Source organism: Caulobacter sp. FG121 (assembly GCF_057809815.1).
Window position 1 is genome coordinate 623,802 of sequence record NZ_JBMDKR010000001.1, and the last position, 26,344, is coordinate 650,145.

29 protein-coding genes are annotated in these 26,344 nt (G+C 66.8%); 8 read left to right on the forward strand and 21 right to left on the reverse strand.

The window, feature by feature from the left end; all coding sequences use genetic code 11:
- Position 1 precedes the first annotated feature (1 nt).
- Genes ACODSL_RS03295 through ccoN form a run of 6 tightly spaced genes read right to left on the reverse strand, consistent with a single transcriptional unit; the run spans position 2 to position 5,428 of the window.
- Positions 2–487: a FixH family protein gene (locus tag ACODSL_RS03295; protein WP_488899201.1), complete on the reverse strand. Its 486-nt coding sequence runs from the start codon at positions 485–487 to the stop codon at positions 2–4.
- The gene (ccoG, locus tag ACODSL_RS03300) at positions 484–1,989 is read right to left on the reverse strand and encodes a cytochrome c oxidase accessory protein CcoG (protein WP_488899202.1); all 1,506 of its coding nucleotides are present in this window, start codon (positions 1,987–1,989) and stop codon (positions 484–486) included. Before ccoG ends, ACODSL_RS03295 begins: the two co-directional genes overlap by 4 nt.
- 7 nt (positions 1,990–1,996) lie before the next feature.
- Positions 1,997–2,866 (reverse strand): cytochrome-c oxidase, cbb3-type subunit III, encoded by an 870-nt coding sequence (gene ccoP, locus ACODSL_RS03305; protein ID WP_488899203.1) that lies wholly within the window; start codon positions 2,864–2,866, stop codon positions 1,997–1,999.
- Positions 2,863–3,018 carry a cbb3-type cytochrome c oxidase subunit 3 gene (locus ACODSL_RS03310; RefSeq protein WP_488899204.1) on the reverse strand — a complete coding sequence of 52 codons (156 nt, stop codon included), beginning with the start codon at positions 3,016–3,018 and terminating at the stop codon, positions 2,863–2,865. Before ACODSL_RS03310 ends, ccoP begins: the two co-directional genes overlap by 4 nt.
- 12 nt (positions 3,019–3,030) lie before the next feature.
- Complete coding sequence (gene ccoO, locus ACODSL_RS03315; RefSeq protein ID WP_488899205.1) at positions 3,031–3,774, reverse strand: cytochrome-c oxidase, cbb3-type subunit II; 744 nt, start codon at positions 3,772–3,774, stop codon at positions 3,031–3,033.
- Between the two features lie 10 nt (positions 3,775–3,784).
- Positions 3,785–5,428, reverse strand: coding sequence for a cytochrome-c oxidase, cbb3-type subunit I (ccoN, locus tag ACODSL_RS03320; protein WP_488899206.1), 1,644 nt, complete (start codon positions 5,426–5,428; stop codon positions 3,785–3,787).
- 124 nt (positions 5,429–5,552) lie between these two features.
- On the opposite strand from ccoN, the gene ACODSL_RS03325 reads away from it, so the two are divergent.
- Positions 5,553–5,813, forward strand: a complete 261-nt coding sequence (locus tag ACODSL_RS03325; RefSeq protein ID WP_488899207.1) for a hypothetical protein — start codon at positions 5,553–5,555, stop codon at positions 5,811–5,813.
- Here ACODSL_RS03325 and ACODSL_RS03330 read toward each other — a convergent pair.
- Positions 5,810–6,259, reverse strand: coding sequence for a hypothetical protein (locus ACODSL_RS03330; protein WP_488899208.1), 450 nt, complete (start codon positions 6,257–6,259; stop codon positions 5,810–5,812). The genes ACODSL_RS03325 and ACODSL_RS03330 overlap by 4 nt on opposite strands.
- A gap of 81 nt (positions 6,260–6,340) precedes the next feature.
- Here ACODSL_RS03330 and ACODSL_RS03335 point away from each other — a divergent pair, with 81 nt between their 5' ends.
- Positions 6,341–7,087 (forward strand): Crp/Fnr family transcriptional regulator, encoded by a 747-nt coding sequence (locus ACODSL_RS03335; protein WP_488899209.1) that lies wholly within the window; start codon positions 6,341–6,343, stop codon positions 7,085–7,087.
- On the opposite strand, the gene ACODSL_RS03340 is transcribed toward ACODSL_RS03335, so the two are convergent.
- The 7 genes from ACODSL_RS03340 to ACODSL_RS03370 form a co-directional block, all read right to left on the reverse strand.
- Entirely contained in the window at positions 7,084–7,731 is a 648-nt protein-coding gene (locus ACODSL_RS03340; RefSeq protein ID WP_488899210.1) for an OmpW/AlkL family protein, read from the reverse strand. The two genes, ACODSL_RS03335 and ACODSL_RS03340, sit on opposite strands and share 4 nt — an antisense overlap.
- A gap of 226 nt (positions 7,732–7,957) precedes the next feature.
- Positions 7,958–9,067, reverse strand: a complete 1,110-nt coding sequence (locus tag ACODSL_RS03345) for a ferritin-like domain-containing protein (RefSeq protein ID WP_488899211.1) — start codon at positions 9,065–9,067, stop codon at positions 7,958–7,960.
- A 97-nt stretch (positions 9,068–9,164) separates the two neighbouring features.
- The gene (locus tag ACODSL_RS03350) at positions 9,165–9,290 is read right to left on the reverse strand and encodes a hypothetical protein (RefSeq protein WP_488899212.1); all 126 of its coding nucleotides are present in this window, start codon (positions 9,288–9,290) and stop codon (positions 9,165–9,167) included.
- 53 nt (positions 9,291–9,343) lie between these two features.
- Positions 9,344–9,751 carry a response regulator gene (locus ACODSL_RS03355; protein WP_488899213.1) on the reverse strand — a complete coding sequence of 136 codons (408 nt, stop codon included), beginning with the start codon at positions 9,749–9,751 and terminating at the stop codon, positions 9,344–9,346.
- Positions 9,752–9,806: 55 nt separating this feature from the next.
- Positions 9,807–10,412, reverse strand: a complete 606-nt coding sequence (gene fixJ / locus ACODSL_RS03360) for a response regulator FixJ (RefSeq protein ID WP_488899214.1) — start codon at positions 10,410–10,412, stop codon at positions 9,807–9,809.
- Positions 10,405–11,586, reverse strand: coding sequence for a sensor histidine kinase (locus tag ACODSL_RS03365; protein ID WP_488899215.1), 1,182 nt, complete (start codon positions 11,584–11,586; stop codon positions 10,405–10,407). The genes fixJ and ACODSL_RS03365 overlap by 8 nt, the downstream gene beginning before the upstream one ends.
- A 58-nt stretch (positions 11,587–11,644) precedes the next feature.
- Positions 11,645–12,307, reverse strand: a complete 663-nt coding sequence (locus tag ACODSL_RS03370; RefSeq protein WP_488899216.1) for a helix-turn-helix domain-containing protein — start codon at positions 12,305–12,307, stop codon at positions 11,645–11,647.
- A 235-nt stretch (positions 12,308–12,542) separates the two neighbouring features.
- Between ACODSL_RS03370 and ACODSL_RS03375 the strand changes: the two genes are divergently transcribed.
- The 4 genes from ACODSL_RS03375 to ACODSL_RS03390 all read left to right on the forward strand — a co-directional run bounded on the left by ACODSL_RS03375 (position 12,543) and on the right by ACODSL_RS03390 (position 16,491).
- Entirely contained in the window at positions 12,543–12,983 is a 441-nt protein-coding gene (locus ACODSL_RS03375) for a PaaI family thioesterase (protein ID WP_488899217.1), read from the forward strand.
- Positions 12,984–13,080: 97 nt separating this feature from the next.
- Positions 13,081–14,778, forward strand: coding sequence for a class I adenylate-forming enzyme family protein (locus ACODSL_RS03380; RefSeq protein WP_488899218.1), 1,698 nt, complete (start codon positions 13,081–13,083; stop codon positions 14,776–14,778).
- 105 nt (positions 14,779–14,883) lie between these two features.
- Entirely contained in the window at positions 14,884–16,092 is a 1,209-nt protein-coding gene (locus tag ACODSL_RS03385; protein ID WP_488899219.1) for an amidohydrolase family protein, read from the forward strand.
- A 42-nt stretch (positions 16,093–16,134) separates the two neighbouring features.
- Entirely contained in the window at positions 16,135–16,491 is a 357-nt protein-coding gene (locus ACODSL_RS03390) for a thiol-disulfide oxidoreductase DCC family protein (RefSeq protein WP_488899220.1), read from the forward strand.
- A gap of 5 nt (positions 16,492–16,496) precedes the next feature.
- Here the strand turns inward: ACODSL_RS03390 and ACODSL_RS03395 are convergent, their stop codons facing one another.
- The 3 genes from ACODSL_RS03395 to ACODSL_RS03405 all read right to left on the reverse strand — a co-directional run bounded on the left by ACODSL_RS03395 (position 16,497) and on the right by ACODSL_RS03405 (position 19,903).
- Complete coding sequence (locus tag ACODSL_RS03395; RefSeq protein ID WP_488899221.1) at positions 16,497–17,993, reverse strand: sulfatase-like hydrolase/transferase; 1,497 nt, start codon at positions 17,991–17,993, stop codon at positions 16,497–16,499.
- A gap of 90 nt (positions 17,994–18,083) precedes the next feature.
- Positions 18,084–18,326 (reverse strand): hypothetical protein, encoded by a 243-nt coding sequence (locus tag ACODSL_RS03400; protein ID WP_488899222.1) that lies wholly within the window; start codon positions 18,324–18,326, stop codon positions 18,084–18,086.
- A gap of 95 nt (positions 18,327–18,421) precedes the next feature.
- Positions 18,422–19,903 (reverse strand): flavin-containing monooxygenase, encoded by a 1,482-nt coding sequence (locus tag ACODSL_RS03405; protein ID WP_488899223.1) that lies wholly within the window; start codon positions 19,901–19,903, stop codon positions 18,422–18,424.
- A gap of 169 nt (positions 19,904–20,072) precedes the next feature.
- On the opposite strand from ACODSL_RS03405, the gene ACODSL_RS03410 reads away from it, so the two are divergent.
- Positions 20,073–21,500, forward strand: coding sequence for an amidase (locus ACODSL_RS03410; RefSeq protein WP_488899224.1), 1,428 nt, complete (start codon positions 20,073–20,075; stop codon positions 21,498–21,500).
- On the opposite strand, the gene ACODSL_RS03415 is transcribed toward ACODSL_RS03410, so the two are convergent.
- The 4 genes from ACODSL_RS03415 to ACODSL_RS03430 all read right to left on the reverse strand — a co-directional run bounded on the left by ACODSL_RS03415 (position 21,497) and on the right by ACODSL_RS03430 (position 24,979).
- Positions 21,497–22,918, reverse strand: a complete 1,422-nt coding sequence (locus ACODSL_RS03415; protein ID WP_488899225.1) for a protein adenylyltransferase SelO — start codon at positions 22,916–22,918, stop codon at positions 21,497–21,499. The genes ACODSL_RS03410 and ACODSL_RS03415 overlap by 4 nt on opposite strands.
- 50 nt (positions 22,919–22,968) lie before the next feature.
- Positions 22,969–23,940: a calcium/sodium antiporter gene (locus tag ACODSL_RS03420; RefSeq protein WP_488899226.1), complete on the reverse strand. Its 972-nt coding sequence runs from the start codon at positions 23,938–23,940 to the stop codon at positions 22,969–22,971.
- Between the two features lie 105 nt (positions 23,941–24,045).
- Positions 24,046–24,429 (reverse strand): DUF6768 family protein, encoded by a 384-nt coding sequence (locus ACODSL_RS03425; RefSeq protein WP_488899227.1) that lies wholly within the window; start codon positions 24,427–24,429, stop codon positions 24,046–24,048.
- Positions 24,416–24,979, reverse strand: coding sequence for an RNA polymerase sigma factor (locus tag ACODSL_RS03430; protein WP_488899228.1), 564 nt, complete (start codon positions 24,977–24,979; stop codon positions 24,416–24,418). Before ACODSL_RS03430 ends, ACODSL_RS03425 begins: the two co-directional genes overlap by 14 nt.
- A 118-nt stretch (positions 24,980–25,097) precedes the next feature.
- Here ACODSL_RS03430 and nhaA point away from each other — a divergent pair, with 118 nt between their 5' ends.
- On the forward strand, positions 25,098–26,288 hold the full coding sequence (gene nhaA, locus ACODSL_RS03435; RefSeq protein ID WP_488899229.1) for a Na+/H+ antiporter NhaA: 1,191 nt from the start codon (positions 25,098–25,100) through the stop codon (positions 26,286–26,288).
- Positions 26,289–26,344 lie beyond the last annotated feature (56 nt).

Consider the following 26,344-nt stretch of genomic DNA (forward strand, 5'->3'; position numbering starts at 1 on the left):
GTCACGGCCGCACCAACCGCCGATCCGCCTCGAATACGGCCCCTGCCGTGCCCCTGGCGATGACATGCAGGTCCCAGGCGCCGTCGAGCGAAGCGGTATCGGCGCGATAGCCGCCCGATCCGTCGGCGGTGAAGCGCAGCGTCTTCTGACCCTTCACCGTCGCGGGCCGGACCAGCACGCCGGAGACGCTCAGGCCTTCGATGGCCTTGCCCGTCCGATCGGCGACACGGACCACGACGACGTCGCCCTGTTCGGCGATGGTCGCCTTCCAGCCCAGCTGCGCCTCGCGATGACGCTGGGCCAGGGTGTTGTTGTAGAGGATGCCGGCCTCATAGGGGTCGTGGATCGCCTCGCCGGAAAACGTCTTGTAGGCCGCCATGGCGAAGCTGACATCGACGGCGATGACGATGCCGAAGAAGGCGATGAAGCCGAGCAGGACGTGCCAGCCCTTGATGGTGAATCCGGGGGTGTCGGCCAGCTGGGTCATCGTGCGTTCGCCTCTCCTGAGAGGAATACCGTACGGGTCTCGGTCGAGACCGACTTTGATCTAATCGAGAAAATCACCGGCATGCTCGTCGCATTGAGCGACGCCGCGGGGGCGTTGACGAAGACCCGCATGGCCCGGACTTCGTCAGGCTGGACCAGCACCGTCAGGCGTTGGGCCGAGGCCGACTCGCCGGGGGTCTTGAGGGTCACCGGCGCGATGCCCGAGAACGCGACCTCATAGGTCTGCGGCTCGAAACTGCGGTTGGTGATCTTCAGGGTGTAGGCGTTGCGAATGGACCCGTCGTGCAGCCGGATGAAGGTCGGGTTGCGGTCCCGCAGCACGTGCAGATCGACCGGCGTACGCTGCAGGAAGCCCCACAGCATGACCGAGCTGACCAGGGTGAGCGCCACCGCATAGTAGATGGTCCGGGCGCGGATGGGCTTGTAGACCACCTTCTGCTGCGCATTGCGGCTGACGACGGCGTGGTCGGTATCGTAGGCGATCAGGCCGCGCGGCCGCTCCATCTTGTCCATGATCGCGTCGCAGGCGTCGACGCAGAGACCGCAGTTGATGCACTCAAGCTGCGAGCCGTTGCGGATATCGATCCCCATCGGACAGACCACGACACACTGGTTGCAGTCGACGCAGTCGCCGCGGCCTTCCCAGGACTCGTTCTTCTTGTGGGGGCGGCGCGGTTCGCCGCGGTCGCTCAGATAGGTCACCTGCAGCGAATGCTCGTCGAGCATCGCGCCCTGGATTCGCGGCCAGGGGCACATGTAGGTGCAGACCTGCTCGCGCATGGTGCCCGCGAGGGCATAGGTCGTCGCCGTCAGCAGCCCGCACGAGATGTAGGCCGTCAGAGGGGCCTGACCGATCCAGAAGGGGCGAATGAGCGTCGGGGCATCGTGGAAATAGAAGATCCAGGCCCCGCCGGTGGCGAAGGCGATGCCGAGCCAGGCGGCGTGTTTGCCGACCTTGCGCCAGAGCTTGTTGAACGACATCGGCGACGCGTCGAGTTTCATCCGCGCGTTGCGGTCCCCCTCGAACAATCGCTCCACGGCGATGAACAGGTCGGTCCAGACCGTCTGCGGACAGGTGTAGCCGCACCACAGCCGGCCAAACAGCGCCGTGACCAGGAACAGCGCCAGGGCTCCCATCACCAGCAGGCCGGTGATGAAATAGACCTCCTGCGGCCATAGCTGGATGAAGAAGAAGTAGAACCGGCGGCCCGTGAAATCGACCAGCACCGCCTGGTCGGGCAAGGCGCCCGGCCGGGCCCAGCGGATCCACGGCACGACGTAGTAGACCGCCAGGGTGGCGATCAGCATCGCCCACTTGATCGTCCGCCATTTGCCGTGAACCAGCTTGGGGTAGATCGGGACGCGCTTTTTATAGAGACCGCCGCCCTGATCCGCCTTGCGACGGGCCAGAGCGGCGGCACTGACCGGACCCGGGCTTTTGGCCGCGCTGGGGGGCGTGGTCCGGTCAATTACAACGGTCATGATTGCACTATTGACCTGAGTTCGCGTGGATATAGACGGCGAGCGCCTTGACGGTTTCCGGGCTGAAGCGGTGGCCCCAGGCCGGCATCACGCCGCCGCGGCCGTTCTGGATCTGACCGGAAATCGAGGCCCGATCTGACCCATAGAGCCAGTCGCCGTCCGTGAGGTCGGGTGCGCCGAGCGCCTGGGTCCCCTTGCCGGCGGGACCATGGCAGCTGACGCACTGCTCGACGAACACCGGCGTCGCCCGGGCGACAGCCGCCGGATTGGCCGGACGACCCGACAGCGAGACGACGTATTCCGTCAGGTCCGCGATCTGCGGAGCCTGGAGCAGACCATCCCGCCCGAAGGCCGGCATCTGCGACATGCGCGCCTGATCATCGCCCGAACGGATGCCGTAGGTGATGGTCTGCTGGATATCCTCCAGCGTCCCGCCCCACAGCCAGACGTCGTCGCGCAGGTTGGGGTAGCCCTTGCCGCCGCCGCCGCCTGCGCCGTGACAGGTGGCGCAGTTGTCGCCGAAGATCGAGGTTCCGACCTGCAGGGCATAGGCCTGCAGCTGCGGGTCGCTTTCGATCTGCGCCAGCGAGGCCGTCTTGAGCTTCGCCGCGCCCGCGCCCCGCACGGTGGCGAGGTCGTCCAGGGCCTTGGCCACGTCAGCGCGGTCGGATTTTCCGAGCACGCCGTGGGTGTAGTTGTTGAGACCCGGCCAGGCCGGCATCAGCACCCAGTAGCCGATCGAGAAGGCGATACAGGCGTAGAAGACCCACAGCCACCAGCGCGGCAGCGGATTGTCCAGTTCGCGAATACCGTCCCATTCATGGCCGGTGGTGTTGACGCCGCTGTGGTCGTCAACTTCGGGGACTTTGTCCGTCATTGGTCATCCTCCTCGAGAGGCAGGTTTGCGGCGCGGACGAACTCGTCCCGGTTCTTGGGCCAGAAGGCGTAGGCGCAGCCCGCCAGGAAGATCAGCCCGAAGTAGATGAGCCCTCCCTGCTGGGCGAAGCGTGCGGCGAATTCGTAGGTCATCGTCCGCGCTCCCTAGCGTTGGTTGGCAGGCGCATCGGCCTGGTAGGTGCTGAAGTCGACGAGCGTGCCGAGCATTTGCAGGTAGGCGATCAGCGCATCCATCTCGGTCAGCCGTTCCGGATTGCCGTCGAAGTCGCGGTTGACCACCTTGGCGCCGTAGCGCTTCCGCAGGTCCGGCGCGTCCGAGGAGAACGGATCGGCCTGGGCCTCGGCGTCCACCAGCGTCTTGTCGATCTGCTCCTGGGTGTAGGGCACGCCGACCGCCGTCATGGCCCGAACCCTGGCCTGAAGGTCCCGCGTCTGCAGGTCCTTGGTCGCCAGGAAGGCGTAGGGAGGCATCACCGATTCCGGCACCACCGACCGCGGATTGAACAGGTGATCGCGGTGCCAGCTGTCGGAATACTTCCCGCCCACGCGCGCCAGATCAGGCCCGGTGCGCTTGGAACCCCACTGGAAGGGGTGGTCGTACATGCTCTCCGCGGCGAGGCTGTAGTGGCCGTAGCGTTCAACCTCGTCCCGCAGGGGGCGGATCATCTGCGAGTGGCAGGTGTAGCAGCCCTCGCGGATGTAGATGTCCCGGCCGGCCAGCTCAAGCGGGGTGTAAGGACGGATCCCGTCCACCTTCTCGATGGTGTTCTTGATCCAGAACAGCGGGGCGATTTCGACCAGGCCGCCGATCGAGACGACGAGGACGATGCCTATGATGAGCAGCAGCGAGTGCCGCTCAAACTTGCCGTGATGTTTCCACAGGTTCATGGCGCGGTCCTCAGGCGGCTGCCGGGAGCGGCGCGGAAAGCGCGTCGCTGGTTTCGACGGACGGCAGCCGGACCGTGCGCCAGAGATTGTAGATCATGATGAGGGTGCCCGAGAGGAACATCAGGCCGCCAAGGGTCCGGATGATGTTCTCGACGTGCTTGGCCGAGACCGTCTCGATGAAGCTCCAGGCGAGGAAGCCCTGCGGCGTGTATTCGCGCCACATCAGGCCTTCCATGATCCCGGAAACCCACATCGCGCAGATGTAGAGAACGATGCCGGTGGTCGCGATCCAGAAGTGCCACTCGACGAGGGCGTTCGAGAACAGCCGGTCCTTCTTCCACAGCCAGGGGACCATGCAGTATATGGCGCCGAAGCTGATGAAGCCGACCCAGCCCAGGGCGCCGGAGTGCACGTGGCCAATGGTCCAGTCGGTGTAGTGGCTGAGCGCGTTGACGGCCCGGATCGACATGACCGGACCTTCGAAGGTCGACATGCCGTAGAAGGCGATGGCCACGACCATCATCCGGACGATCGGGTCCGTGCGCAGCTTGTCCCAGGCCCCCGACAGGGTCATCAGGCCGTTGATCATGCCGCCCCAGCTGGGCATCCACAGCATGATCGAGAAGGTCATCCCCAGGGTCTGCGCCCACTGCGGCAGAGCCGTGTAGTGGAGGTGGTGCGGACCGGCCCAGATGTAGATGAAGATCAGGGCCCAGAAGTGCACGATCGACAGGCGATAGCTGTAGATCGGCCGGCCGATCCGTTTGGGCACGAAGTAGTACATGATGCCAAGGAAGCCGGCGGTCAGGAAGAAGCCCACCGCGTTGTGGCCGTACCACCACTGGGTCAGGGCGCTCTGAACGCCGCCGAACAGCGGCACGCTGCTGTGGTTCAGCAGCCCGACCGGCAGGGCCAGGTTGTTGACGATGTGCAGCACGGCGACCGTCAGGATCATGGCCAGGTAGAACCAGTTGGCCACGTAGATGTGCGGTTCCTTGCGCTTCCAGAGGGTGCCCAGGAAGGTGAACAGGTAGCCGACCCAGACGATGGTCAGCCACAGGTCGACGACCCACTCCGGCTCCGCGTATTCCTTGCTCTGGGTGATGCCCGTCACGTAGCCGAGCGCCGCCGCGACGATGAACAGCTGGTAGCCCCAGAACACGAACCAGGGCAGGACGCCGCCGAACAGGCGCGCCCGGCAGGTCCGCTGGACTACGTAGAAGGACGTACAGATCAGGGCGTTGCCGCCGAACGCGAACACCACTGCTGAAGTGTGCAGGGGACGCAGTCGACCGAAGTTCAGGAAGCCGAAGTCCGGGAAATAGAAGATGTTGGGCCAGGTCAGCTGTGACGCGATGACCACGCCGACCAGCATGCCCACGGCGCCCCAGAACATGGTCGCGATGACCCCTGCCTTGACGACGCCGTCCATGTATTTCGAGGAGTCGTTGTTCAGCAGCCCGCCGCTCATCGCGGCGTTGAGCGCAAACCCGCCGATAACCGCGGCGGCGACGAAGATATAGGCCTGCAGGCGGAACAACGGATCGTCCGTCATCGCCGCGGCCACGGCGAACAGAAGCCCGCCGAGAATTGTGCCGATCAGTAGGATCGGCCCGTCGAGCGATCCGCCGCCCGGTTTCGATACCTGTGTCATGTTGAAGCCCCAAGCTGTCTTACGGTTCAGCTAGGGCCGCCCGGGAGTCGTCGCGTTGATCTGCATCAAGGCCCCGCGAGCCCGCACCAAGGAAAAGAATGCGGTGCTAAATGGGGAGTCGAAGATGCAAGTTCGCGCGCTTACCACGCTGGGCAACACGGCCCGGCTCGAGCTCATCACCCTGCACAGCGCCCTGGGGGCTGCCGTGCTCTGGATCGGCATCGTGATTCGGGAGTGGCCGCAGCTGACCGCCTACGGTCGGATCTGCGGAGAAACGGCCGCGCTGTTCGGGCACTGCCCGCTGTGCTTCCCGGCGGCGGCTCTGACGATCATGGCCTTCGCAGGCGCGGCGACCCTGCTGGGCCGCGACACCGGACGCGCCTAGAGCGTGGCGCTGACCAGGGTGGACCGGGCGCTTCCCGGCTTGCGGCCAAGCGCCGCGAGCAGCGCCCGGTCGCCCGTTTCGATCTGCACGGTCATACCCCGGCAACCCTGTGAGCGCGCGATTTCGCGCAGACCATCGGCCAGCGCCGCTATGATCGGACGTCCGTCCAGCAGCGAAAACGACGCCACGCGCTCGACCCAGAGGCTGCGCCCCGCCTGCAGATTGCTGCGCACGGCGAAGGGCGCCAGCCCGCTCAGCCGCCCCGCGCCGTCCCTGGCCACCAAGGCCCCGGTCGCGCCGCCCGGATGGGCGGTCCAACGCCGCGCGGTCGAGCGCCAGCGTCCGGGCGTCAGCCCCGGAAAAGTCAGCCTCGCCAAGCCAAACGCCTCGTCGATCTCATCGGTCGAGAGCCGGGTGACAACAACAGTGTTCAGACGCTTGTCCATCGTGGGTGCAAGGCTCGCAGCCTCGCCCGTCCGGATCGTTGATCTGCGTCAAGCCTATAGAATCTGGGGGAATCCAACAGCATGACCGGAACCATCGAAGCCGCGGCCTGCGCCGGAACCGGTCGGGTCGATCCGTGCAGCGTCTGTGCCGCGCGCCATCTGAGCGTCTGCAACGTGCTGGCCGAAGATGGCCTGCGCCAGCTGTCCGGCATATCCGATCACCATACCTTCACGCCCGGGGAGATCCTCGTCCGCGAGGGCGACCCCGCGACCAACCTGTTCAACATCACGGCCGGCTCGGTGCGGGTCTACAAGTTGCTGCCGGACGGCCGGCGGCAGATTGTCGGCTTTCTTTTTTCGGGGGACTTCCTCGGCCTGGCCACGGGGGATCGCTACGCGTTCTCGGCCGAGGCGCTGACCGCCGGATCGGCCTGCCGGTTCCAGAAGAAGACCTATCGCAAGATGCTGGTCGAGCAGCCCGATCTTGAGGCGGCCCTGCTGGACCGCGCCTCGCACGAACTGCAGGCCGCGCACAATCAGATGCTGTTGCTGGGGCGCAAGACGGCGGTCGAGCGCCTGGCGTCGTTTCTCGCCGATCTGGCCGCGCGCGACCGGCGCGCGGGCGGTGGCGGGCGGATCATCCAGCTGCCCATGACCCGGGCCGAGATCGCCGACTATCTGGGTCTGACCACCGAAACAGTCAGCCGGGTCACATCGCGGCTGAAGACCCGCGGGGTGATCCGGCTCCTGTCATTGCATAGTCTGAGTATCGAGCGACCGGCCGAGCTCGCCGAGCTGGCCGGTCTCGATTCCGGCGACGCCGCCTAGAACTTGCGTCCCAGGCCGACCGACACGACCATCGGGTCGATGGTCACGTCCGAATGCAGGGCGCCGCTGTTGATGTTGGCGGTGGTGTCGAAGAAGACCTTCTTCACGTCCACGTTCAGCGACCAGGGGCCCTGGAGCGCGATGTCCGCGCCAGCCTGCAGCGAGTAGCCGAAGCCGTTGTCCAAATCGACCGTGAAGCCGTTCCGGTCCTTGCCCTTGTAGAAGATCATGTAGTTGATGCCGGCGCCGACGTAGGGGCTGAAGCGCGCCGCGGGCAGCGGGTGATACTGCACCGAGAGAACCGGCGGCAGGACCCAGGTGTCATGGACGGGCGTGTCGGTCGGCGCGGTCGTGGCCGAAATGGTGTGCTTCGAGGTGCCGAGGATCAGTTCGACGGCGACCTTGTCGGTCAGGAAGTAGGAAATCCCCAGCGACGGGATCGTGTCGTTGTTGATCTTGACGTCCAGGCCGGTGTCGACACCGCCCGCCGTGAAGATCGCGCCGGATTCGTCAGGGGCCACCGACGTGGCGCGCACGTCCACCAGCCATGTTCCGGCGGTCTTGGGCTGAAAGTCTTCGGCCGAAGCAGCGCCCGCGGCAGCCAGGGCAGCGGCGACTACCGCAGTGGCGATCATGGTTTTCATTCTGGTATCCCCTTGCTCTTGGGCCGGGGTGTCAGTTGCTCCGGACAACTGATCAATAATCGATCCTGACCCAGGGGCCCTGACGTGGATCAATTGTGGCTCCATCAAGTCGATTGACATGGATCAATTGAAGGCACCGCCGAGCTCCAGACAGAAAGAGGCCCCCGCGCCGGAGGAGCCGGGGGCCTGAAGTTGGACGAAAGGGAGTGTGTCAGAGGGTAGAAGGCTATTCGGCCGCCATCTGGCGAGGCGTGACCGGAAGAGGCTTCTCGAGGGTCGCCCAGTCGATCAGGCCGTCGTGGACTTCATCCTCGAACCGCAGAACGCCAAGCGCCTCGAACTTCGGACGCACGGTCTCGGTCAGCAGGCCGATCCGCTTCAGGTTCGGGATCATCCGGGCGAACAGGAAGTCGCGGAATGCGCCGCCGGCCATGGCCTTGTGGTTGATCTCGCGGGCTTCTTCCAGGGTGAAGCCGTACTCCTGCGGCACCTCCACGCTGAACAGCCGCTCGCGCATGATCACGCAGGCCTCGTAGGCGAACTGGGCGCGTTCCTCGATCTCGTGCTGCGGCAGCGCGCGGATCCAGTCCTCGAGGTAGTTGACCCCGAAGGCCACGTGGCGACCCTCGTCGCGTTGCACGAGTTCAAGGATCTGCCTGAGCAGCGGGTCGCGGGTGCTCTGGGTCATCGACTGGAAGGCGGCGAGCGCCAGCCCTTCAATCAGCACCTGCATGCCGATGAACTTGAGATCCCAGCGCTCGTCGGTGAGCACCTTGTCGAGCAGCAGCTTCAGGTTCGGGTTGATCGGGTAGACGATCTTGCAGCGCTCGGTCAGGTAGCGGTGGAACACCTCGACGTGGCGCGCCTCATCGAAGGTCTGGGAGGACGCATAGAGCTTGGCGTCATAGGTCGGGGCGCAGCTGACCAGCTGGCTGGCGACCAGCATGGCGCCCTGCTCGCCGTGGAGAAACTGCGACAGCGTCTGGGCATGGCTGCGCCAGGCGAAGTCCAGCTTCTGTTGCGGCGTCAGCGCTTCATACTTCGGGTGACCGGCGAAGGCGTTCATCGTCGGATCGTTGGGGGTCTCGCCGCGCGAGAACGGAACGTCCCAGTCGACGTCCATCTGGGCGTCCCAGTTGAACCGCTTGCCGAGCTCGTAGAGCTTGCGGATGCGTGCGTTGGCGTCCTGGTAGTCCCAGTTGTAGGACCCGGTCAGGGGCGTCCGGAAGATCTCGCGGATGACCTCCACGTCCTCGGACGTCAGCTTGTGGGTCAGTTCGTCGTCGAACTCCCGGACGTCCTGCGGCGGGCCGTCGACCAGCGTGACTTTGAGCATTTCCGTCTCCCGATTTCTGGCCCCTCAACGATGACGGGGGCGTCATTTTTTGATTGTGAAAGACGCCGGCGGGGCAGCCCTGCCGGCGTCCGGGCTTCTATTTCGTCAGGTTAACCCAGGTGGACACGGTCCCGAGCGTCACGCCGAACGTGCAGAAGCCGACAATGACCATGATCAGATAGGCCTGGTGCGCGGGCGGCAGGGCGGACAGGGTTTCGAGCATCGCGTGTCTCCTTTCGGTTCGGAGGCCAGTAGGCCTCGCCCGAAAGCAGGCGATCATTGACCTGGATCATTCCTCGCGGAGAGCGCCGCGCGGATCGCGCGGACGAGCGTGTCGCCGAGCAGGGGCTTCTCGATCAGGGTCGCCCCGACGGCGCGCGCTGCGTCCCGAACGAGCGGACTGGCATGGCTGGTGATCAGGATGGCCGGCAAGGTGACTCCGCCGGCGCGCAGCCCCGTCAGCAAATCGAGCCCGTTCGCGGTTGGCAGACGGTAGTCGACAACCAGGCAGGCGTTGGCCGCAGGCAGCCCTGCCATATCGACGGTGTCGGTGGATCGGTGCGTCTCGACCAGCAGGCCGTCGAGCTCAAGCGAGAAGCGCAGCGCCGCCAGCAGATGCTCATCGTCGTCGACAATGATCGCGGTCGGCTGGCCGGTGGCCGATGTTCCGCTTTCAGGGCGCATGGCATGCAGTCTGACCCGTTCGTCCGGGCCGGACTTTGATCTGCCTCAAAACGCGTCAGTAGCCGGCGACGAGCGCCATCCGGACAAGTTCCGACAGACTGCCGGCCCCCATCTTGGTCATCAGGTTCGCGCGATAGACCTCGACGGTCCGGGGGCTGATGCCGAGGTCATGCGCGATGATCTTGTTAGGCTTTCCGCTGACCACGCCTCCCAGCACGTCGCGCTCTCTCGGCGAGAGCTCGTCCATGCGCGCCTTGATCGCCTGCCGCTCCGGATTGACCCCGGAGGGCGCCGAACGGTCCCGGAAGGCGATCCGGATCGCATCCAGGAGGGTCTCGTCGTCGAACGGCTTTTCGATAAAGTCGACAACACCCGCCTTCATCGCCTCCACCGCCAACGGAACGTCGCCGTGACCAGTGATCACCACCACCGGATAGTCGTGCCCCGCCGCGCGGAGCGCCTTGATCAATTCCAGGCCGGTCATGTCGGGCATGCGGATATCGGTGACGATACAGCCGAGGGTCGCATCGGGAATGGTCGCCAGGAACTCGGCCGCCGAAGCGCTTCCCACGGCGCTGAGGCCCGCCGTGTCCAGGAGGAACAGCAGCGAGTCCCGCATCGCCGCGTCGTCGTCGATGATGTGAACGAGCAAATCAGTCATCGTCACCCAGATCTTCGGGACGGACCGCCCTCAAGGTGAACCTGAAGGTCGCGCCGCCCTTGTCGTTGGTCTCGACGCGGATCTGGCCCCCGTGAGCCTCGACGATGGTGCGCGAGATCGACAACCCGACACCCATACCCTGCGACTTGGTCGTGAAGAAGGGCTGGAATAGCCGCTCGGCGATGTCCGGACTGATGCCGGGCCCGGTATCGGCGATCGACACTTCAACCATGCCGCCCTTGAAGGGCACGGCAGAGACCGTCAGCTCGCGGCGATCGGACACCTGCATCGCCTCGATGGCGTTTCGCATCAGGTTCACCAGGACCTGCTGGATCTGGACCTTGTCGGCAAGGACGAGGTCGACCCGACGGTCGAGGCGGTACTGAACGCGGACTCCCCGTTCAATGGCTCCGATCAGGGCCAGCACGCCGGCTTCCTCGATTGCCTTGGGCAGGCTTTCGATCCGGGGTTCAGACTCGCCGCGGGCCACGAAGTCCCTCAGCCGCCGGATGATCTGCCCTGCCCGAAGAGTCTGGTCGGCAGCCTTTTCCAGAGCGTCGCGAAGGCGCGGCAGATCGGGCGTGTCGGATTCGATGAGGCGCCGCGACCCCTTGAGGTAGTTGGCGGCGGCCGAGAGCGGCTGATTGAGTTCGTGCGCCAAGGCCGAGGCCATCTCGCCCATGGCCGTGAGGCGCGAGACGTGGACCAGCTCGGACTGCAGGTCCTGCAGGCGCCGCTCGGTCTCCTGGCGCTCGGTCAGGTCTCGGACGAAGCCAGTGAAGTGGCGACGCTCCGAGGACACCATTTCGCCCACGGAAAGCTCCATCGGGAACGTCGACCCGTCCCGACGTTCACCGACGACAACGCGGCCGATGCCGATAATCCGGCGCTCGCCGGTGGAGAGATAGCGCTCCAGGTAGCCATCATGTGCGTCGTGGTACGGCTGCGGCATCAGCATGCTGACGTTCCGCCCGATCACCTCCTCGGCGGACCAGCCGAACAGCCGCTCGGCGGTCGCGCTGAAGGACTGGATGATGCCGCGAACGTCGATGACCACCATCGCATCCGGAACGGTGTCCAGGATCGACCGCAGGTGGGCTTCCCGCTCCCGAAGCGCCTCAAGCGCTTCTTCGGGTCCCACTGCCGGATCATAGGATTTGCGGATGTCTGTCATGGTCGCCCGGACCGACTATACCCATCCGGGCATAGCGGTCGAGGCGTGACAAATTCGCTCAGGCGGCGAGTCGCTCGAGCGCCTGGGGATTGCGGACGCGGAAGTGACGCAGGGCGTCGAACTCGACGACGGCGGTCGACTGCAGCTGGCTCAGCATGCGCGACACGGTCTCGATGGTCAGGCCCAGATAGTCGGCAATGTCCTGGCGCGTCATCGGCAGATCGCCGGCGCCGCCGGTCCTGGCGATGACCCCCCGCAGGAAGCTGGCGACCCGCTCCGACGCGGTCTTGCGACCGAGCATGAGCACGTGATCCTGGGAGCGGTCCAGCTCCCGGACGGTGGCGTCACGGATCATCAGGTCGAAGGTCTCGGCGGCATCGGTCTCGCGGAGCATCGCGCGCCGCGCCGAAAGGACCACGGAATCGCAAAGCGCCTCGGCGGAGAACCGATGGTCGGGGCCCGTCTCAAGCCCGAAGACGTCGCCCGGAAAGTAGAACTCGCCGACCTGGCGACGGCCGTCCGACATCAGGCGGGTCGTGCGAACGGCGCCGCTGACAACGCAGTAGATCCGCTCGACCGGTTCCGCCTGGCCATAGATCTCTTCATCCTTGCCATAGGTGTCGCGAACACCCAGCCGCGCGAGCGCGTCGAGCGCGGCTTCGGGCGCACCTTCGTACGGAGCCGCGGCGGAGCGATGCGATGCTGTCGTGGAGGCGATCATGACCAATTCCCCAGGATTGATGCTGGAGGATTAGGCCGCGCCTCGAGGGCTTGAAATTCAGGGTCTGCGCTTAAGGATAACTACGTAGGCCTTCGTCGAACGGCGTTTCCCGAGGCTGCGCGGCTTCGAATTTCGAGCGACATGCGCGGTCGCCGACCTGCTGGCCGGTAAAACCCGTTGAGGCGCCGTTGCGGCAACCGGTTAGACATCGCCGGTACAGTCGCCAGGAGCCACCATGTCCGACCTCCAGCCGTCCGGCGTTGAAGACCTGAACCGCACGCTCGGGCTGGTGCGGCGGATCGAGATGAACCCCGAAGGCCGGGCCGTGCTCGAATACGAAGCCGGCCTGCACATGTGCCATTCGGGCGGCGTGGTGCAGGGTGGCTTTGTCACCGGTTGGATCGACGCGGCCATGGCCCATGCGGCGATCGCCATGCTTGGAACCGGGACGGTCCCGATGTCCCTCGAGCTCAAGGTCAGCTTTTTCGCGCCTGCCCGCCCCGGCCGGGTGATCGCCGAGGCCTGGGTCGAGAAACGCGGTCGCACGACCTGCTTTTTCGAAGGTCGGCTGCTCGATCCGGCCGGCAAGGTGCTGGCCAAGGCCAGCTCGACCCTGCAGATGGTTGATCGCGCCAAGGTCGAGAGCGCTAGCCGCGCCGCCGCCGCGCCGACCTGACAATGATTTTCGCCGCGACCAACCGGTCCGGCGCCATGACGACACAAAGCAGCCGGCCATCAGAAGTCGGCGCTGTTCAAGACAGGGATGGAACAGGATGCACTACGCGGAACTGAACGACGCCTGGGCGGAACTGACCGCGCCCGGCGCCCCCTTTGAAATCACCGAGATCGAGGTCCGCGGATCGACGATCCGGGCGTTCAGGAACGCGCCGCCGAGCGTGCGTGAGGTCTGGCTGTCCACCCTGCCCTTCGCCGAGCGCGACTACCTCGTCTACGAGGGCGAGCGGATCACCTATGGCGAGGCCCATGCCCAGGTGGCGTCGATCGCCAACTGGCTGCTGGCCCAAGGCGTGAAGCCCGGCGACCGGGTCGCCATCGCCATGCGCAACTATCCCGAATGGATGCTGATCTACTGGGCCGCCTGCTGCATCGGCGTGGCCGTGGTCGGGATGAACGCCTGGTGGACTGCGCCGGAGATGGCCTATGGCCTGAAGGACTCGGCGCCGAAGGTGGTGTTCGCCGACGAGGAGCGAATCGCCCGGATCAACGAGGACCCGGCCATGCTGGGGGACGCGACCCTGGTGGCGGTGCGCGCCGATGCGCCTGTCGGGGCCACGCCCTGGGCAGCGATCGTCGCCACGGGCGGCGACCTGCCGGACGTCCAGATCGATCCCGACGCCGACGCCTGCATCTTCTACACCTCCGGCACGACAGGCTTCCCGAAGGGCGCGCAGCTGACCCACCGGGGCTGCGTCAGCAACCTGTTCAACATGATGTTCGCTGGTCAGGTCACGGCCCTCGCGACCGCGCACGGGACAGGCGTCATGCCCGACCCCGACGCGCCGGTTCCGGTCCCGGCCACCCTGGTGACCACGCCGCTTTTCCACGTGACGGCCAACAACTGCGGCGCCTACGCGACCACGGCGGCGGGCGGCAAGATGGTGCTGATGTACCGCTGGGACGCCGGCGAGGCGCTCAAGCTGATCGAACGCGAGAAGATCAGCAGCGTCAGCGGCGTGCCGGTCATGGCGCGCGAACTGGTCACCCACCCGGACTTCGGCAAGTACGACACCTCCAGCCTGATGACCGTCGGCGGCGGCGGCGCGCAGATCCAGCCGGATCTCGTCGAGAAGATCGAGAACACCGTGGCCACCGCCCGGCCCAACACCGGCTACGGCATGACCGAGACCTGCGGGATCATCACCTCGATCAGCGGCGATTTCTTTGTCGACAAGCCCGCCAGCTGCGGCCGCGCCATGCCGAGCTTCGAAACGCGGGTCGTCGACGACGCCGGCAATCCCCTGCCCCCGGGCCAGCCCGGCGAGCTCTGGGTGCGCGGCTCCTCGGTGATCAAGGGCTACATCAACCGCCCCGACGCCACCGCCGAGTCGATCACCGACGGCTGGCTGCACACGGGCGATGTCGCCCGGCTCGACGAGGAAGGCTTCATCTTCCTCGTCGACCGCAAGAAGGACATGGTCCTGCGCGGCGGTGAGAACATCTACTGCGCCGAGGTCGAAGCCACGCTGCACCAGCATCACGCGATCGCCGAATGCTGCGTGTTCGGCGTGCCCGACGCGCGGCTGGGCGAGGAGGTCGGCGCCGCCATCGTGCTCAGGCCGGGCGAGACCCTCACGGCCGACCAGATCCGCGAGCATTGCGTCAGCCTGGTCGCGAAGCACAAGGCGCCCCGCTACGTCTGGCTGCTCAAGGAGTCCCTGCCCCGCAACGCGAGCGGCAAGTTCCTCAAGAAGGACCTGCGTCAGAGCCTGAAGGTCGAGGACGCCGCCTGACCGGGAACGGGTGACTCCACGCCCGAGGCGTTGAATACTCCCCGGACGTGACGCCCCGCCCGCCTTCACCGGCGCAGGATCGGGGCGGACGTCCGGGAGAGAAGCATGACCTACGCCCCCGCCACGCGCGCTTTCTATGACGCCGACAGCCACATCATGGAGCTGCCGGATTTCCTGAAGCGGTACGCCGATCCGGCGCTGCGGGAGGAGATCCCGGAGGTCAGCTATTCCGCCTCGATCGTCACTGACGAGGAGGTGGCGGTGATCATGGACCAGGGCGGGCGGCACAGTGATGACCACGTCGCCGCCCAGATCGCCCTGGGCGACCGGCTGATCGAGGCGTCGAAGGAAATCCAGGCGCTGGGGGCATTCAACAGCGCCGACCGCAGCAAGGCCATGGACCTGCTGGGTTTCCGCAAACAGCTGGTGTTCGCCACCCACAGCGTGGCCATGCCCTTCTCGCCGAGCTCGAAGATCGATCCCCGTCTGCGCTATGGCGGAGCGCGGGCGCACAACCGGCACATGGCCGACTTCTGCGGCGCCGACGACCGGCTGATGGGTGTGGCCATCATTCCGCTCGACGATCCGGACCTGGCCATGGCCGAGCTGAAGCAGGTGCTGACCAGCGGCCTCGAGGCGGTCTGGATTCCACACCGGCCGAGCGGCGACCGCTCACCCGGGCACGTCGACCTCGACCCCTTCTGGGCGACCCTGGCCGAAGCCGGCCTGCCCTTCCTCCTGCATGTGGGCGGCGCGCCGCTGCAGCTCGCCAAGGCCTGGATGAACAATGGCCGCCCGCCGACCAAGGACTGGCTGGGCGGCGGCGAGAACCTGCGCACCAAGGACGTGGCCCTGCTGCATGAGGGACCGGAAGCCTTCCTGACCATGATGGTGCTGGACGGGGTGCTGGAGCGGCACCCGGGCCTGAAAGGCGCCAGCGTCGAACTCGGCGCGGGATGGGTTCCCGAACTGTTGCGCCGACTCGACTGGGTGGTGAAGCACTGGAGCCGCAACGACGCCAATCTGCAGGGCCTGAGCCGCATCCCGTCGGAGCAGATCACCCAGCAGCTGGCCTTCACCCCCTTCGTCTTCGAGGAGGTCGGCAACTTTATCGACCAGTCGAACCCGGACCTCTACCTGTTCTCCAGCGACTATCCGCACATCGAGGGCGGGCGGAATCCGATCGGCCGGTTCGAGGCGTCGCTGGGCGACCGCGGCGAGACGGTGCGGGAGAAGTTCTACGCCGAGAACTTCCTGCGCATCTTCCCGGGCGCGCGGGTCGATGCGCCGCGGGTGGCGGACGCGACGGCGTGACGCCGGCTTGAGATCGACGCCGCACGCCCTAGGTCCCGCGGGATGACCAAGGTGACCGTCTGGTTCGATGGATCCTGCCCGCTCTGTCGGCGCGAAGTTGCGCTGTTGCGGCGGCTGGACCGCGACGCGGCCGTCGACTTCATCGACGTGGGAACCGGCGACGGGGCTTGCCCGATCGACCGGTCCGACCTCCTGAACCGGTTCCATGCCCGCGAAGACCATGGCCCGATGCTGTCCGGCGCCGCCGCGTTCGCCGCCATGTGGCGGGTTCTGCCGCTGCTCCGACCCCTCGGCCTGATCGCCCGCCATCCGACGATCCTGGCCGTCCTCGAACGCCTCTATCGGCTGTTTCTCAGGCTGCGCCCGTCGACGCCGGCGCAACGCGCCTGCAGCGGCTAGCCGATCTAGTTGAACAGCTGGACGCCCCGGCCGCCGATCTCCGTCTGCACCTGACGCCGACTGGTGAACATCGGCGCGACATTGCTCCGGTCCCAAGCATCGAACCGGCCCGCCAGACGCTTGACCACATCGGGATGCTGGTCGGCGACGTCGCGGGTTTCGCCCGGATCGGTCTCGAGGTCGAACAGCAGGACCCATTGGCCCAGCGGGCCGATCGTCGCCTGGACGCCATCGGGAACGGGGGATCCGAGGATGCGGCTGAGGTCATCCTTGACCTCGGACTTGTTGACGACGAGCAGTTTCCAGCGCCCCTCCCGCACCGCGTGGTTGGGCCCCATACGCCACAGCAGCGCCGGGTGGATGTCTCCCCGACGGGCTCCGGTCACGGCCGGCAGGAGATCAAAGCCTTCCGCCGACGCTGGCGGCGCGATGCCGGCCAGGCGGACCGCGGTGGGCAGAATGTCCAGGCTCGAGACCATCCGGTCCTCGACCCGGCCGGCCGGCAGGCGACCCGGCGCGGATATCACGAAGGGCACGCGGATTCCGCCCTCCCAGGGGGTTGCCTTCGCCCCTTCTAGCGGCGCGTTCGTGCAGCCGCCGTTGATATAGCCGGCGCATCCGTTGTCGCTGAGGAAGATGATGACCGTGTCGCGCTCCAGCCCCTGGGCGCGGACCTCGGCCATGACGGCGCCGATGCCGTCGTCGAGGGCCGACACCATAGCCGCGTAGGTGCGCTTGTAGGGCGACGCGATGTTCGGGAAGCGGTCGGCGTACTTCTTCGTCGCCTGCAGGGGCGTGTGCGGCGCCGTGTAGGCCAGATAGAGGAAGAACGGATGGTCCTTGTTGGACCGGATGAAGCCGCGGGCTTCGTCGGTGAAGGCCTCGGTCAGATAGCGGGACTCGTTGACGGGCTGCCGGCCCCGGAACACCGGGAAGGCCGCGCGCGTCGTCTGGGCGTCGCCATAGACCTTGGCGGAGATGTCGCCGTCCGCGGGATTGGTGATGTACTCGGTGGCCCCGCCCAGCATGCCGAAATAGCTGTCGAAACCCCGATCCAGCGGATGATAGCCGGCGGCCTGGCCGATATGCCACTTGCCGACCATGCCGGTGGCATAGCCCGCGCGCTTCATCAGTTGGGCCAGCGTGGTCTCGCTCAACGCCAGACCCGTCTGCTCGTCGCGCCCGACCGGGTTGAACTCGAAGCCGAACCGCGTCGGCGACCGACCGCTGAGCAGGGCGGCCCGCGATGGCGCGCAGACCGCGGCCGCGACATAGGCGTTGGTGAACCGCACGCCGGAGGCCGTCAGGGCTTCGAGGTTGGGCGTCGGAATGGCCCCGCCATAGGCCGAGGTGTCGCCGTAACCGAGATCGTCGGCGAGGATGACGATCACATTGGGTTGCCGGCTGGCGGACTTCAGCCCGTGCGCGCCGCCGCCAACGCAGGCCGTCAGCCCGAACAGCACGGATGCGACCGCGAGCATCCCGATCAAGCGGTTGTTCATTCCAGCCTCCCCCGTCGGTGCGCGCACTGCGACGCGCTGTTCCGAAGGGAGGGAGTGTCCGACCGTGGACCGTTCGGGTCAATCAACCCATCAGCGACGCGCGCGGATCTTCGGGCTGGGCGGGTCGCTGAGGAACTGCCCCGCGAGGCCGAGTTTGGCGTTACAGGCCGGGCAGCGGATTTCCTGGGCCTCGGGCTCGGCGCCGGTCAGCACGACGGTCGCGCCGCAGGGCTTGCACTTCCACCGCGACTCCTTCGCGGGAGGCGGCGGTAGCGCCTTCGGCGGCGGCGGGAACTTCAGGCTCAGGATCGGGCGGCGGGGGGCATCGGTCATGGGGTCACAGACGTCACGGCGAGAGACGGTCCGCTAGCACGAACCGGGCTCAGCCTTGTGACAGGAACGCAAACGCCGCGAAAGGCGGCGCCGCTTCAGGCCGCCTTCTTCACCGAGGTCTTCGGCGCCGGGTTGGAGAACACCATGACCTCATCGGTCACCGAACCGAACTTCAGCGCCATCAGGTCGCGGGCGTAGTTCTGGTGCAGCTTCCACGGAGCCTTGGAGCCCTGCTTCGGGAACTTGCCGATCGTGCGCTGGACGTAGCCCGACGAGAAATCGAGCCACGGCTCTTCCTGGATCGTCGGATCGTTGCGGCGGGCCGTGCACTGACGCTGGCCGGTGCGGCTCATGTGGTTGAGCAGCCGCGTGACGTACTCGCAGGTCAGGTCGCACTTCAGCGTCCAGGACGCGTTGGTGTAGCCGAACGAAGACGCCAGGTTGGGCACGTCGCTGTACATCATGCCCTTGTAGGACAAGGTCTGCGCCGGCTCGATGACCTGGCCGTCGACGACCAGCTCCAGACCGTTGAATACCTGCAGGTTCAGGCCAGTAGCCGTGACGATGACGTCGGCCTCGAGCTCGGCGCCCGACTTCAGCTTGAGGCCGGTGGGCGTAAAGGTCTCGATATGATCGGTGACGACCGAGGCGCGGTTGCTCTTGAGCGCGTCGAACAGGTCAGCGTCCGGCACCAGGCAGAGGCGCTGGTCCCAGGGATTGTAGCTGGGCGTGAAGTGGGTCGCGACGTCGTAGTCCGGGCCCATCTGCTCGCGGACCATGGCGACGAGTCGCTCCTTGGTCTTCGCCGGATTCTTCCGGGCGAGATTGTAGAAGACCATGTTGAGCAGCACGTTCTTCCAGCGGGTCACGCCGTAGGCCGCCATCGGCGAGAGCTTGGTGCGAAGCCAGTTGGCGATCGAGTCCTCGGCCGGGCGCGACACGACATAGGTCGGCGAGCGCTGCAGCATGGTCACATGGCCGGCGTCGCGGGCCATTTCCGGCACCAGGGTCACGGCGGTCGCGCCGCTGCCGATCACGACGACCTTCTTGCCCTTGTAGTCGACGTCGGCGGGCCACTTCTGCGGATGGACGATACGCCCCTTGAAGCTGTCCATGCCGGCCCAGTCGGGGGTGTAGCCCTCGACGTAGCTGTAGTAGCCGCCGCACAGGAACAGGAAGTTGCAGGTGAAGGTCAGCGCCTCGCCGCCCTTCTCGACCTCGACGGTCCAGGCGGCCTCTTCGGTCGACCAGCTGGCGCGCCTGACCATGCAGCCGTAGCGGATGTGCTTGTCGATGCCGTAGTGGGCGGCGGTGTCCTTGACGTACTTGAGGATCGACGGGCCGTCGGCGATGGCCTTGGCGTCGGTCCAGGGCCGGAACGAATAGCCCAGGGTGTACATGTCCGAGTCCGAGCGGATGCCCGGATAGCGGAACAGGTCCCAGGTGCCGCCCATGGTGTCGCGACCCTCGAGGATCACGTAGCTGCGGCCCGGCGCCTTGTCCTGCAGGTGGTAGCCCGCGCCCACACCCGACAGGCCGGCGCCCACGATCACCACGTCAAAATGCTCGGTCGCCATGCTGCGCCCTGTTCCTGAGATTGAGAGTCATTCCCCGACGTTATTGTGCCGATCAAACAGATGTTTGTCTTCGAGAAACTGATCAACGATCACCCTCTGCGCCCCGGCCGCCTTGGCGGCGCGCGCGGTCTGTGATCGGATCGGCGAAACAGACCGCGGGGAGACGGCGATGAACCAGGACGACTATCAGGCCCAGGACGCCACGGGCCTTGCCGCCCTCATCGCGAAACGGGAGGTGAGCGCGGCCGAAGTGCTGGACGCGGCGCTCGCGCGGGCCGCCGCCGTCAACCCGACTCTCAACGCCATCATCCTGTCGCTGGAAGATCAGGCCCGCGCGCAGGTCGCCGGCGGAACGCCGGCCGGGCCGCTCGGCGGCGTGCCCTGGCTGATCAAGGACATCAGCGCCCAGGTCGCGGGAACGCCGACCACCAGCGGGTCCAGGCTGTTCAAGGACAATGTCGCGGCGGCCGACAGCGCCATCGTCACGGCCTACCGCCAGGCCGGACTGGTGATCTTCGGCAAGACCAACACGCCGGAGTTCGGGCTGGAGCCGGTGACGGAGCCGGAACTGTTCGGCCCGACCCTCAATCCCTGGAGCCTCGATCACACGCCGGGCGGCTCGTCCGGCGGCGCGGCGGCGGCCGTTGCGGCGGGTATCCTGCCGGCCGCGCACGCCAGCGACGGGGGCGGGTCGATCCGCATGCCGGCCTCCTGCTGCGGCCTGTTCGGCCTGAAGCCCAGCCGGGGCCGTGTCTCCTTCGCCCCGGCCGACGAAGGATGGGGCGGGTTCTCGATCCAGCATGCCGTAACGCGCACGGTCCGCGACAGCGCCGCGTTGCTGGACCTGGTCTGCCGGCCTGTCGGCGGCGATCCCTACTGGCTGGAGCCGCCCGCGACGCCGTTCGCCGCCGAGGTCGGCCGCGACCCCGGCAAGCTGCGCATCGGCGTCCTGCCGGGCGGCGTGGCCGGTGAAACGATTGACGCCGAGTGCTCGGCCGCCGTCGCTGACGTGGCCCGGCTCTGCGCCTCGCTCGGCCACGACGTGGAGTCGGTAACGCTCAGCGTCGACTTCCCGGCCATGCGCGAGGGGGCCGGGTCGGTGATCGCCGCCAGTATCGCCGCGACGCTGGACGCCGAGATCTCCCGCCGCGGTCGTCCGATCGAGGACGGCGAGATCGACGCCGTTACCGCCGCCATGTACCGCCGCGGCCAGAAGGTCTCCGGCGCGCTCTATGTCCAGTCCATGCAGGCGGCCCATGCAGCCGGCCGCGAGATGGCGAAGACGCAGGAAACCTTCGACGTCCTGCTGTGCTCGACCATGGGCCAGCCGCCGATCCCGAAAGGCTCGCTCCGGGGCGACCCGCTCGACCTGCGCGGCTACGCCGACCGGCTGTTCGCCTTCATGACCAACACCCAGCTGGCCAACCTGACCGGGCAGCCGGCGATGAGCGTGCCGCTGGCCTGGAGCGCCGGCGGGCTTCCGATCGGCATCCAGTTCATGGGTCGCCCCGGAGACGACGCGGGGCTGCTGAGATTGGCCGGACAGCTGGAGGCTGCGCGCCCCTGGGCCGGACGCCGACCCGCCTTCAACGGCTAGGTCAGAGACAGCCCCCACGCCTGGCGGGCCTGGTCAAGCCCCGCCAGTTTGGCCTGAAACGGGGCCCAGTCGTCGCGTTCGGCGATAGCCGCCCAGAGCGCCTCGACGTCGTCGACCAGCATCTCCTCGGGCTCGGCGGCGGCGAACATCGGGTTCGCCAGCCGCTCGGGTCGGTCGGGCTCGGCCTCGGCCAGCGCCGCGCGGAACGCCAGGAACGCCTCGCCGCCGTAGAGGTCGGCGCGCGGACCGGCGAGGGCGCGGGTTTCGTCGCCGCAGAACCAGTCGAAGAAGAACGGCTCCCAGCGCAGGCGGTCCCCGCCCTCGGCCAGCGCCCGGAAGGCGGCGTTGACCAGGTCGAGGTCCGGATCCGCGCCGCGTGAGCGAACGCCCAGCCGCGCCAGCATCGCCTCGCGCATGGCGTCGCGGTAGGCCGGGGTAAAGCCGTTCAGCGCCGCGACCAGCCCGTCGGACTCCGCCACCAGCGACAGGCAGCCGGCCAGCTGCTGAAGGTTCCAGAACGCCGCCTCCGGCTGGCGGCCAAAGCTGTAGAGCCCGGTCTCGTCGAAATAAGCGGCGGTGAAGTTGGGATCATTGCGCGGCAGGAAGCGCCACGGGCCGTAGTCGAAGCTTTCGCCCGTCACGACCATGTTGTCGGTGTTGAGCACGCCATGGACGAAGCCCGCGGCCATCCAGCCGGCCACGAGCCGGGCGGTGCGCACGACCACGGCGGCCAGCAGCGCGGCGGGCCGGTCCGCGGCGTCGGCCAGCTCCGGGTAGTAGGCGTCGATACAGTGATCGACCAGGACGCCGATGTTGTCGGCGCGTTCGAGGTAGGCCTGCCGCTGGAAGGTGCCGAAGCGCATGTGGCTGTGCGACAGCCGGACCATGACGGCCGAGCGGGTCGGGCTGGGTTCGTCGTTGCGGTCCAGGTCCTCGCCCGTCTCGATCAGGGAGAAGCAGCGGCTGGTCGGCACGCCCAGCGCCTCGAGCATCGTCGCCGCCAGCACCTCGCGCACGCCGCCCTTCAGGGTCAGGCGGCCGTCGCCCCGCCGCGACCAGGGCGTCTGGCCCGATCCCTTGGTGGCGAGGTCCAGCAGACGCCCCTCGCCTGCCTCGCGCAGCTGCGCGAACAGGAAGCCGCGACCGTCGCCGAGGTCCGGATTGTAGGTGCGGAACTGGTGGCCGTGATAGCGCATGGCCAGCGGCCCGGGCTGGTTGTCCGGCAGGAGCGCGAACCGGCCGAAGTGCCGGATCCACTCGGCGTCGGTAAGGTCGGCCAGCCCGACGCTGGCGGCGGCCCTCTGGTTCCGGTGGCGCAGGACGGTTTCGGGAAAGTCGGCCGCCGTCACCGGGTCGGAAAACTCCGGGCCGAGCGTCATGAAGCGGGGATCAGGGCGGTAGTCGGACGAGACGGGCATGCACCGCAGATGACCGCGGCCAGCGCCTGGCGCAAGGCCAGATCCCGGATTCAGACGACCTGAAGGTCCGAACCCCAGACCAGCCACGCCATGTAGGCGAGGTAGGCCGTCACCATCAGGAGCCCTTCCGCACGGGTCACTTTGCCCCGGCGTCTGGCGAGCAGGACCATCAGGGTTGTCGCGGCCACGAGGATCCACACATCCAGCCGGGCGATTTCGGCCGGGACATCAACCGGCCTGACCACGGCTGTGATGCCCAGAATCCCAAGGATATTGTAGAGGTTGGAGCCGATGACATTGCCCAGCGCCACCTCGCCCTGCTTGCGCAGGGCGGCCACGGCGCTCGTCACCAGCTCGGGCAACGATGTACCGAGGGCCACGATAGTCAGGCCCACCAGAGTGTCCGACACGCCCAGGCCTCGCGCCAGTTCGATCGCGCCGCCGACCAACAGGTGGGCGCCGTAGATGGTGATCGCGATTCCCGCGGCAACCAGGGGAAGGGCGATCCACAAGCTTGGCGCGGCCTTTGACGGCTCCTCGGCCTGGTCCTCGATCCGCTCGGCTTCGACGTCGGGCGACTTCCGTTCCATCAGCCAGACCACGAGGATGTAAAGCAGCAGGGCGCCGAGCCCGACCAGACCCATGTCGCGGGTGAGACGTCCCTGCAGGATCGCCCAGGTCAGCCCGGCCGTCGCCGCCAGCAGCGCGATTGCGTCCCGCCGGAACGCCCGACGGTCCACCACCAGCGGTGAAATCAAAGCCGTCAGGCCGAGGATGAGCAGGCTGTTGGAGATGTTCGAGCCGACCACGTTGCCGACGGCGATCCCGGGCGAACCGGCGAACGCCGCCTGCAGACTGGTCACCAGTTCCGGGGTCGAGGTGCCGAAGCCGACCACGGTCAGGCCGACCAGAAGGGGACTGACCCCCAACCGCCTCGCGGCGCTCGAGGCGCCCCGCACCAGCAGGTCGCCCCCCACCGCCAGCATCGCCAAGCCCGCCAGAATGCCAAGCCAGAGTGACACGAGATCACCTCACTGTTTTGGCGACACTACAGGATTCTCAACCTTGGGGACAAAAGCCGGGGCCGCCGCCCCGAAGCCTTGCTGATCGCACGGATGTCGCGCTCATCAGGCGTCCGTGGCGCTCGTGACCCGCAGACTGGCGACCTGCAACTCCAGTCTCTTCACCTCGCGCAGGATGCTGTTCTTCTGCATCTCCATAAAGAACCAGAGCTTGATCATGGTGAAGGCCACTACCGCCAGGCCCGCGGCGGCGCCCCAGAGGATCATCGTGCGAAGATCGGGAGCTTGAACAAACCGCCAGGCGAAATAGCAGGCGACGCCGAACAGACCGAAGCCGCCGACCCAACCCAGCACGCCGACAAGCCGGTGCTGGTTCTGAAAGGCATGCAGGGCCTGCAGGATCAACGGCTCCTCGCGGCTGAGGTCATCGAGCAGTCGAAGGTCCTCCGGAGACAGGGAGCGGCGGAGGGCTTGGTCAAACTGGGACATGGTCTTCTCCTTCCAGTCGGGCTTTCAGGGAAAGCCGGATCGTGTGCAGGCGCGATTTGACCGTGCCTGCGGGAATCCTGAAGGCGTCGGCGATCTCCCCGATCGACAGGCCTTCGCCGTAGTAGAGACTCACCAGCAGTCGCTGGTCCGCCGGGAGGGTCGCGACCGCCTCGACAAGGTCGAGAGTCTGCTCCGGATCGTCCCGGGTGACCCTCGCGGCCGCGACCAACCGGTCGTCGAGCACGCTCCTGGTCACGTCACGCCGCCGTTGGCGACGACGCACCTCGTCGACGCACCTGCGCGTCGTGATCGCCAAGGCCCAGGCGGGAAAGCGCGTCGGATCGTCCAGACGCCGCAACCCCTTTGCGATCGCGAGCCACGCGTCCTGCACGGCGTCGCTGGCGGCGTCCGCGTCCAGCAGGACCCTGCCGGCGTGCCTCCGCAGTCCGGGCGTCCAGCGAATGACCAGGCGGCGGAACGCCTCGGCCGACCCCTGCTGCGCCGCCAGCACCAGGTACTCATCCAGAACGGTTGCGGCATTTCGCTTCATCTGCCCACCTCAGCGATATAGTCGCCTGCCAGAGGCATACGGTTCATGCGGTCGCCGAAAAGCGGGCGGTCTTTCCGGTTTCGATTGGGCGCTCCCGCCCTCCATGATAGCGCAAGGCATGGCGCGCCGGTTCACCCTCGACTTCCTGAAGACTGAAGCCGCATCAGGCCTCGTGCTGGCGCTCGCGGCGCTCGCGGCGCTTGTGCTGGCCAACTCGCCCTTGCGGGAGGCGTATTTCGCCTTCGTGAAGTCTCCACTGACGCTGCAGATCGGCGGTTGGGAGGAGACGAAATCCGTCCTCAAATGGACCAAGGACGGCCTTATGGCCGTGTTCTTCTTCGTCGTCGGCCTTGAGATCAAGTACGAGGTCTTGAGGGGCGAACTGTCGGATCCGCGAAAGTTGGCGACGCCGGTACTGGCAGCCGTTGGCGGAATGCTCGTTCCCGCCCTGATCTTCCTTGCCTTCAATCTCGGAGACGGCGGCTCGCCGCGCGGGTGGCCGATCCCCACCGCTACCGACATCGCCTTTGCCCTCGCAGCCCTGGCCATGGCCGCACCCAGACTGCCAGCGTCGCTACGGGTGTTCCTGCTGACCCTGGCCATCGCCGACGACCTGGGCGCGGTGGCCCTGATCGCGGTGCTGTTCAGCAATCACATCGACCTTGCGGCTCTGGCCGCCGCCGCCGCCGGGCTCGCTGTCATGGCATGGATCGGACGCTGGAAGAGCGATCCGACCGTTCTGTTCGCTCTGATGTTCCTTGCCGTCTGGGCCTTTACCCTGAAATCCGGGGTCAACACTTCACTGGCGGGCGTCGCCGCCGCCCTGACCGTTCCCATCGGCGGAATGAAGGAGGGTGGGAATGGGCAACTGAAGCGTTACATGCACGCTCTGCACCCCTACGTAGCCTACGGCGTGTTGCCATTTTTCGCCTTCGTGGCGGCCGGCTTCGCATTCGACGCCTTCCCGGCGGGCGGACTACTCTCTCCTCTGCCGCTGGGCATCGCCGCCGGCCTTTTGCTCGGCAAGCCCCTCGGCGTGCTGGGCGCGACCGCCCTGGCGTCCGCCCTCAAGCTCGGCCAGCGACCCACAGGTTCGACCTGGCTTCAGTTGCTTGGCGTCTCGATGCTCTGCGGAGTCGGGTTCACGATGAGCTTGTTCATCGGCGGCCTGGCGTTTCACGACGGCGCGGCCGCCGCCCAGGTCCAGCTGGGAGTCGTCGCCGGCTCGGTTTTATCGGTGCTGGTGGGGGTCATTACGCTGCGGTTCGCGCAGCCCGCCGTGCCAATTCAGGCGAACGCTGATTTTTGACACCTGTGCTGTTACATATGCGCCACGAACAGTGGTTTTCCCCTTATTTTCAAGGG

What these genes read in the sequence shown, in the direction of transcription:
- ACODSL_RS03370 (WP_488899216.1), bottom strand. Translation starts at nt 12,307, where the DNA reads ATGATCGCCTCCACGACAGCATCGCATCGCTCCGCCGCGGCTCCGTAC.
- ACODSL_RS03380 (WP_488899218.1), top strand. Translation starts at nt 13,081, where the DNA reads ATGCACTACGCGGAACTGAACGACGCCTGGGCGGAACTGACCGCGCCC.
- ccoP (WP_488899203.1), bottom strand. Translation starts at nt 2,866, where the DNA reads ATGACGGACAAAGTCCCCGAAGTTGACGACCACAGCGGCGTCAACACC.
- ACODSL_RS03385 (WP_488899219.1), top strand. Translation starts at nt 14,884, where the DNA reads ATGACCTACGCCCCCGCCACGCGCGCTTTCTATGACGCCGACAGCCAC.
- ACODSL_RS03335 (WP_488899209.1), top strand. Translation starts at nt 6,341, where the DNA reads ATGACCGGAACCATCGAAGCCGCGGCCTGCGCCGGAACCGGTCGGGTC.
- ACODSL_RS03330 (WP_488899208.1), bottom strand. Translation starts at nt 6,259, where the DNA reads ATGGACAAGCGTCTGAACACTGTTGTTGTCACCCGGCTCTCGACCGAT.
- ACODSL_RS03390 (WP_488899220.1), top strand. Translation starts at nt 16,135, where the DNA reads ATGACCAAGGTGACCGTCTGGTTCGATGGATCCTGCCCGCTCTGTCGG.
- ACODSL_RS03410 (WP_488899224.1), top strand. Translation starts at nt 20,073, where the DNA reads ATGAACCAGGACGACTATCAGGCCCAGGACGCCACGGGCCTTGCCGCC.
- ACODSL_RS03425 (WP_488899227.1), bottom strand. Translation starts at nt 24,429, where the DNA reads ATGTCCCAGTTTGACCAAGCCCTCCGCCGCTCCCTGTCTCCGGAGGAC.
- ACODSL_RS03405 (WP_488899223.1), bottom strand. Translation starts at nt 19,903, where the DNA reads ATGGCGACCGAGCATTTTGACGTGGTGATCGTGGGCGCCGGCCTGTCG.
- ACODSL_RS03395 (WP_488899221.1), bottom strand. Translation starts at nt 17,993, where the DNA reads ATGAACAACCGCTTGATCGGGATGCTCGCGGTCGCATCCGTGCTGTTC.
- ACODSL_RS03350 (WP_488899212.1), bottom strand. Translation starts at nt 9,290, where the DNA reads ATGCTCGAAACCCTGTCCGCCCTGCCGCCCGCGCACCAGGCCTATCTG.
- ccoG (WP_488899202.1), bottom strand. Translation starts at nt 1,989, where the DNA reads ATGACCGTTGTAATTGACCGGACCACGCCCCCCAGCGCGGCCAAAAGC.
- ACODSL_RS03345 (WP_488899211.1), bottom strand. Translation starts at nt 9,067, where the DNA reads ATGCTCAAAGTCACGCTGGTCGACGGCCCGCCGCAGGACGTCCGGGAG.
- ccoN (WP_488899206.1), bottom strand. Translation starts at nt 5,428, where the DNA reads ATGACACAGGTATCGAAACCGGGCGGCGGATCGCTCGACGGGCCGATC.
- ACODSL_RS03310 (WP_488899204.1), bottom strand. Translation starts at nt 3,018, where the DNA reads ATGACCTACGAATTCGCCGCACGCTTCGCCCAGCAGGGAGGGCTCATC.
- fixJ (WP_488899214.1), bottom strand. Translation starts at nt 10,412, where the DNA reads ATGACTGATTTGCTCGTTCACATCATCGACGACGACGCGGCGATGCGG.
- ACODSL_RS03400 (WP_488899222.1), bottom strand. Translation starts at nt 18,326, where the DNA reads ATGACCGATGCCCCCCGCCGCCCGATCCTGAGCCTGAAGTTCCCGCCG.
- nhaA (WP_488899229.1), top strand. Translation starts at nt 25,098, where the DNA reads ATGGCGCGCCGGTTCACCCTCGACTTCCTGAAGACTGAAGCCGCATCA.
- ACODSL_RS03430 (WP_488899228.1), bottom strand. Translation starts at nt 24,979, where the DNA reads ATGAAGCGAAATGCCGCAACCGTTCTGGATGAGTACCTGGTGCTGGCG.
- ACODSL_RS03340 (WP_488899210.1), bottom strand. Translation starts at nt 7,731, where the DNA reads ATGAAAACCATGATCGCCACTGCGGTAGTCGCCGCTGCCCTGGCTGCC.
- ccoO (WP_488899205.1), bottom strand. Translation starts at nt 3,774, where the DNA reads ATGAACCTGTGGAAACATCACGGCAAGTTTGAGCGGCACTCGCTGCTG.
- ACODSL_RS03365 (WP_488899215.1), bottom strand. Translation starts at nt 11,586, where the DNA reads ATGACAGACATCCGCAAATCCTATGATCCGGCAGTGGGACCCGAAGAA.
- ACODSL_RS03355 (WP_488899213.1), bottom strand. Translation starts at nt 9,751, where the DNA reads ATGCGCCCTGAAAGCGGAACATCGGCCACCGGCCAGCCGACCGCGATC.
- ACODSL_RS03375 (WP_488899217.1), top strand. Translation starts at nt 12,543, where the DNA reads ATGTCCGACCTCCAGCCGTCCGGCGTTGAAGACCTGAACCGCACGCTC.
- ACODSL_RS03295 (WP_488899201.1), bottom strand. Translation starts at nt 487, where the DNA reads ATGACCCAGCTGGCCGACACCCCCGGATTCACCATCAAGGGCTGGCAC.
- ACODSL_RS03415 (WP_488899225.1), bottom strand. Translation starts at nt 22,918, where the DNA reads ATGCCCGTCTCGTCCGACTACCGCCCTGATCCCCGCTTCATGACGCTC.
- ACODSL_RS03325 (WP_488899207.1), top strand. Translation starts at nt 5,553, where the DNA reads ATGCAAGTTCGCGCGCTTACCACGCTGGGCAACACGGCCCGGCTCGAG.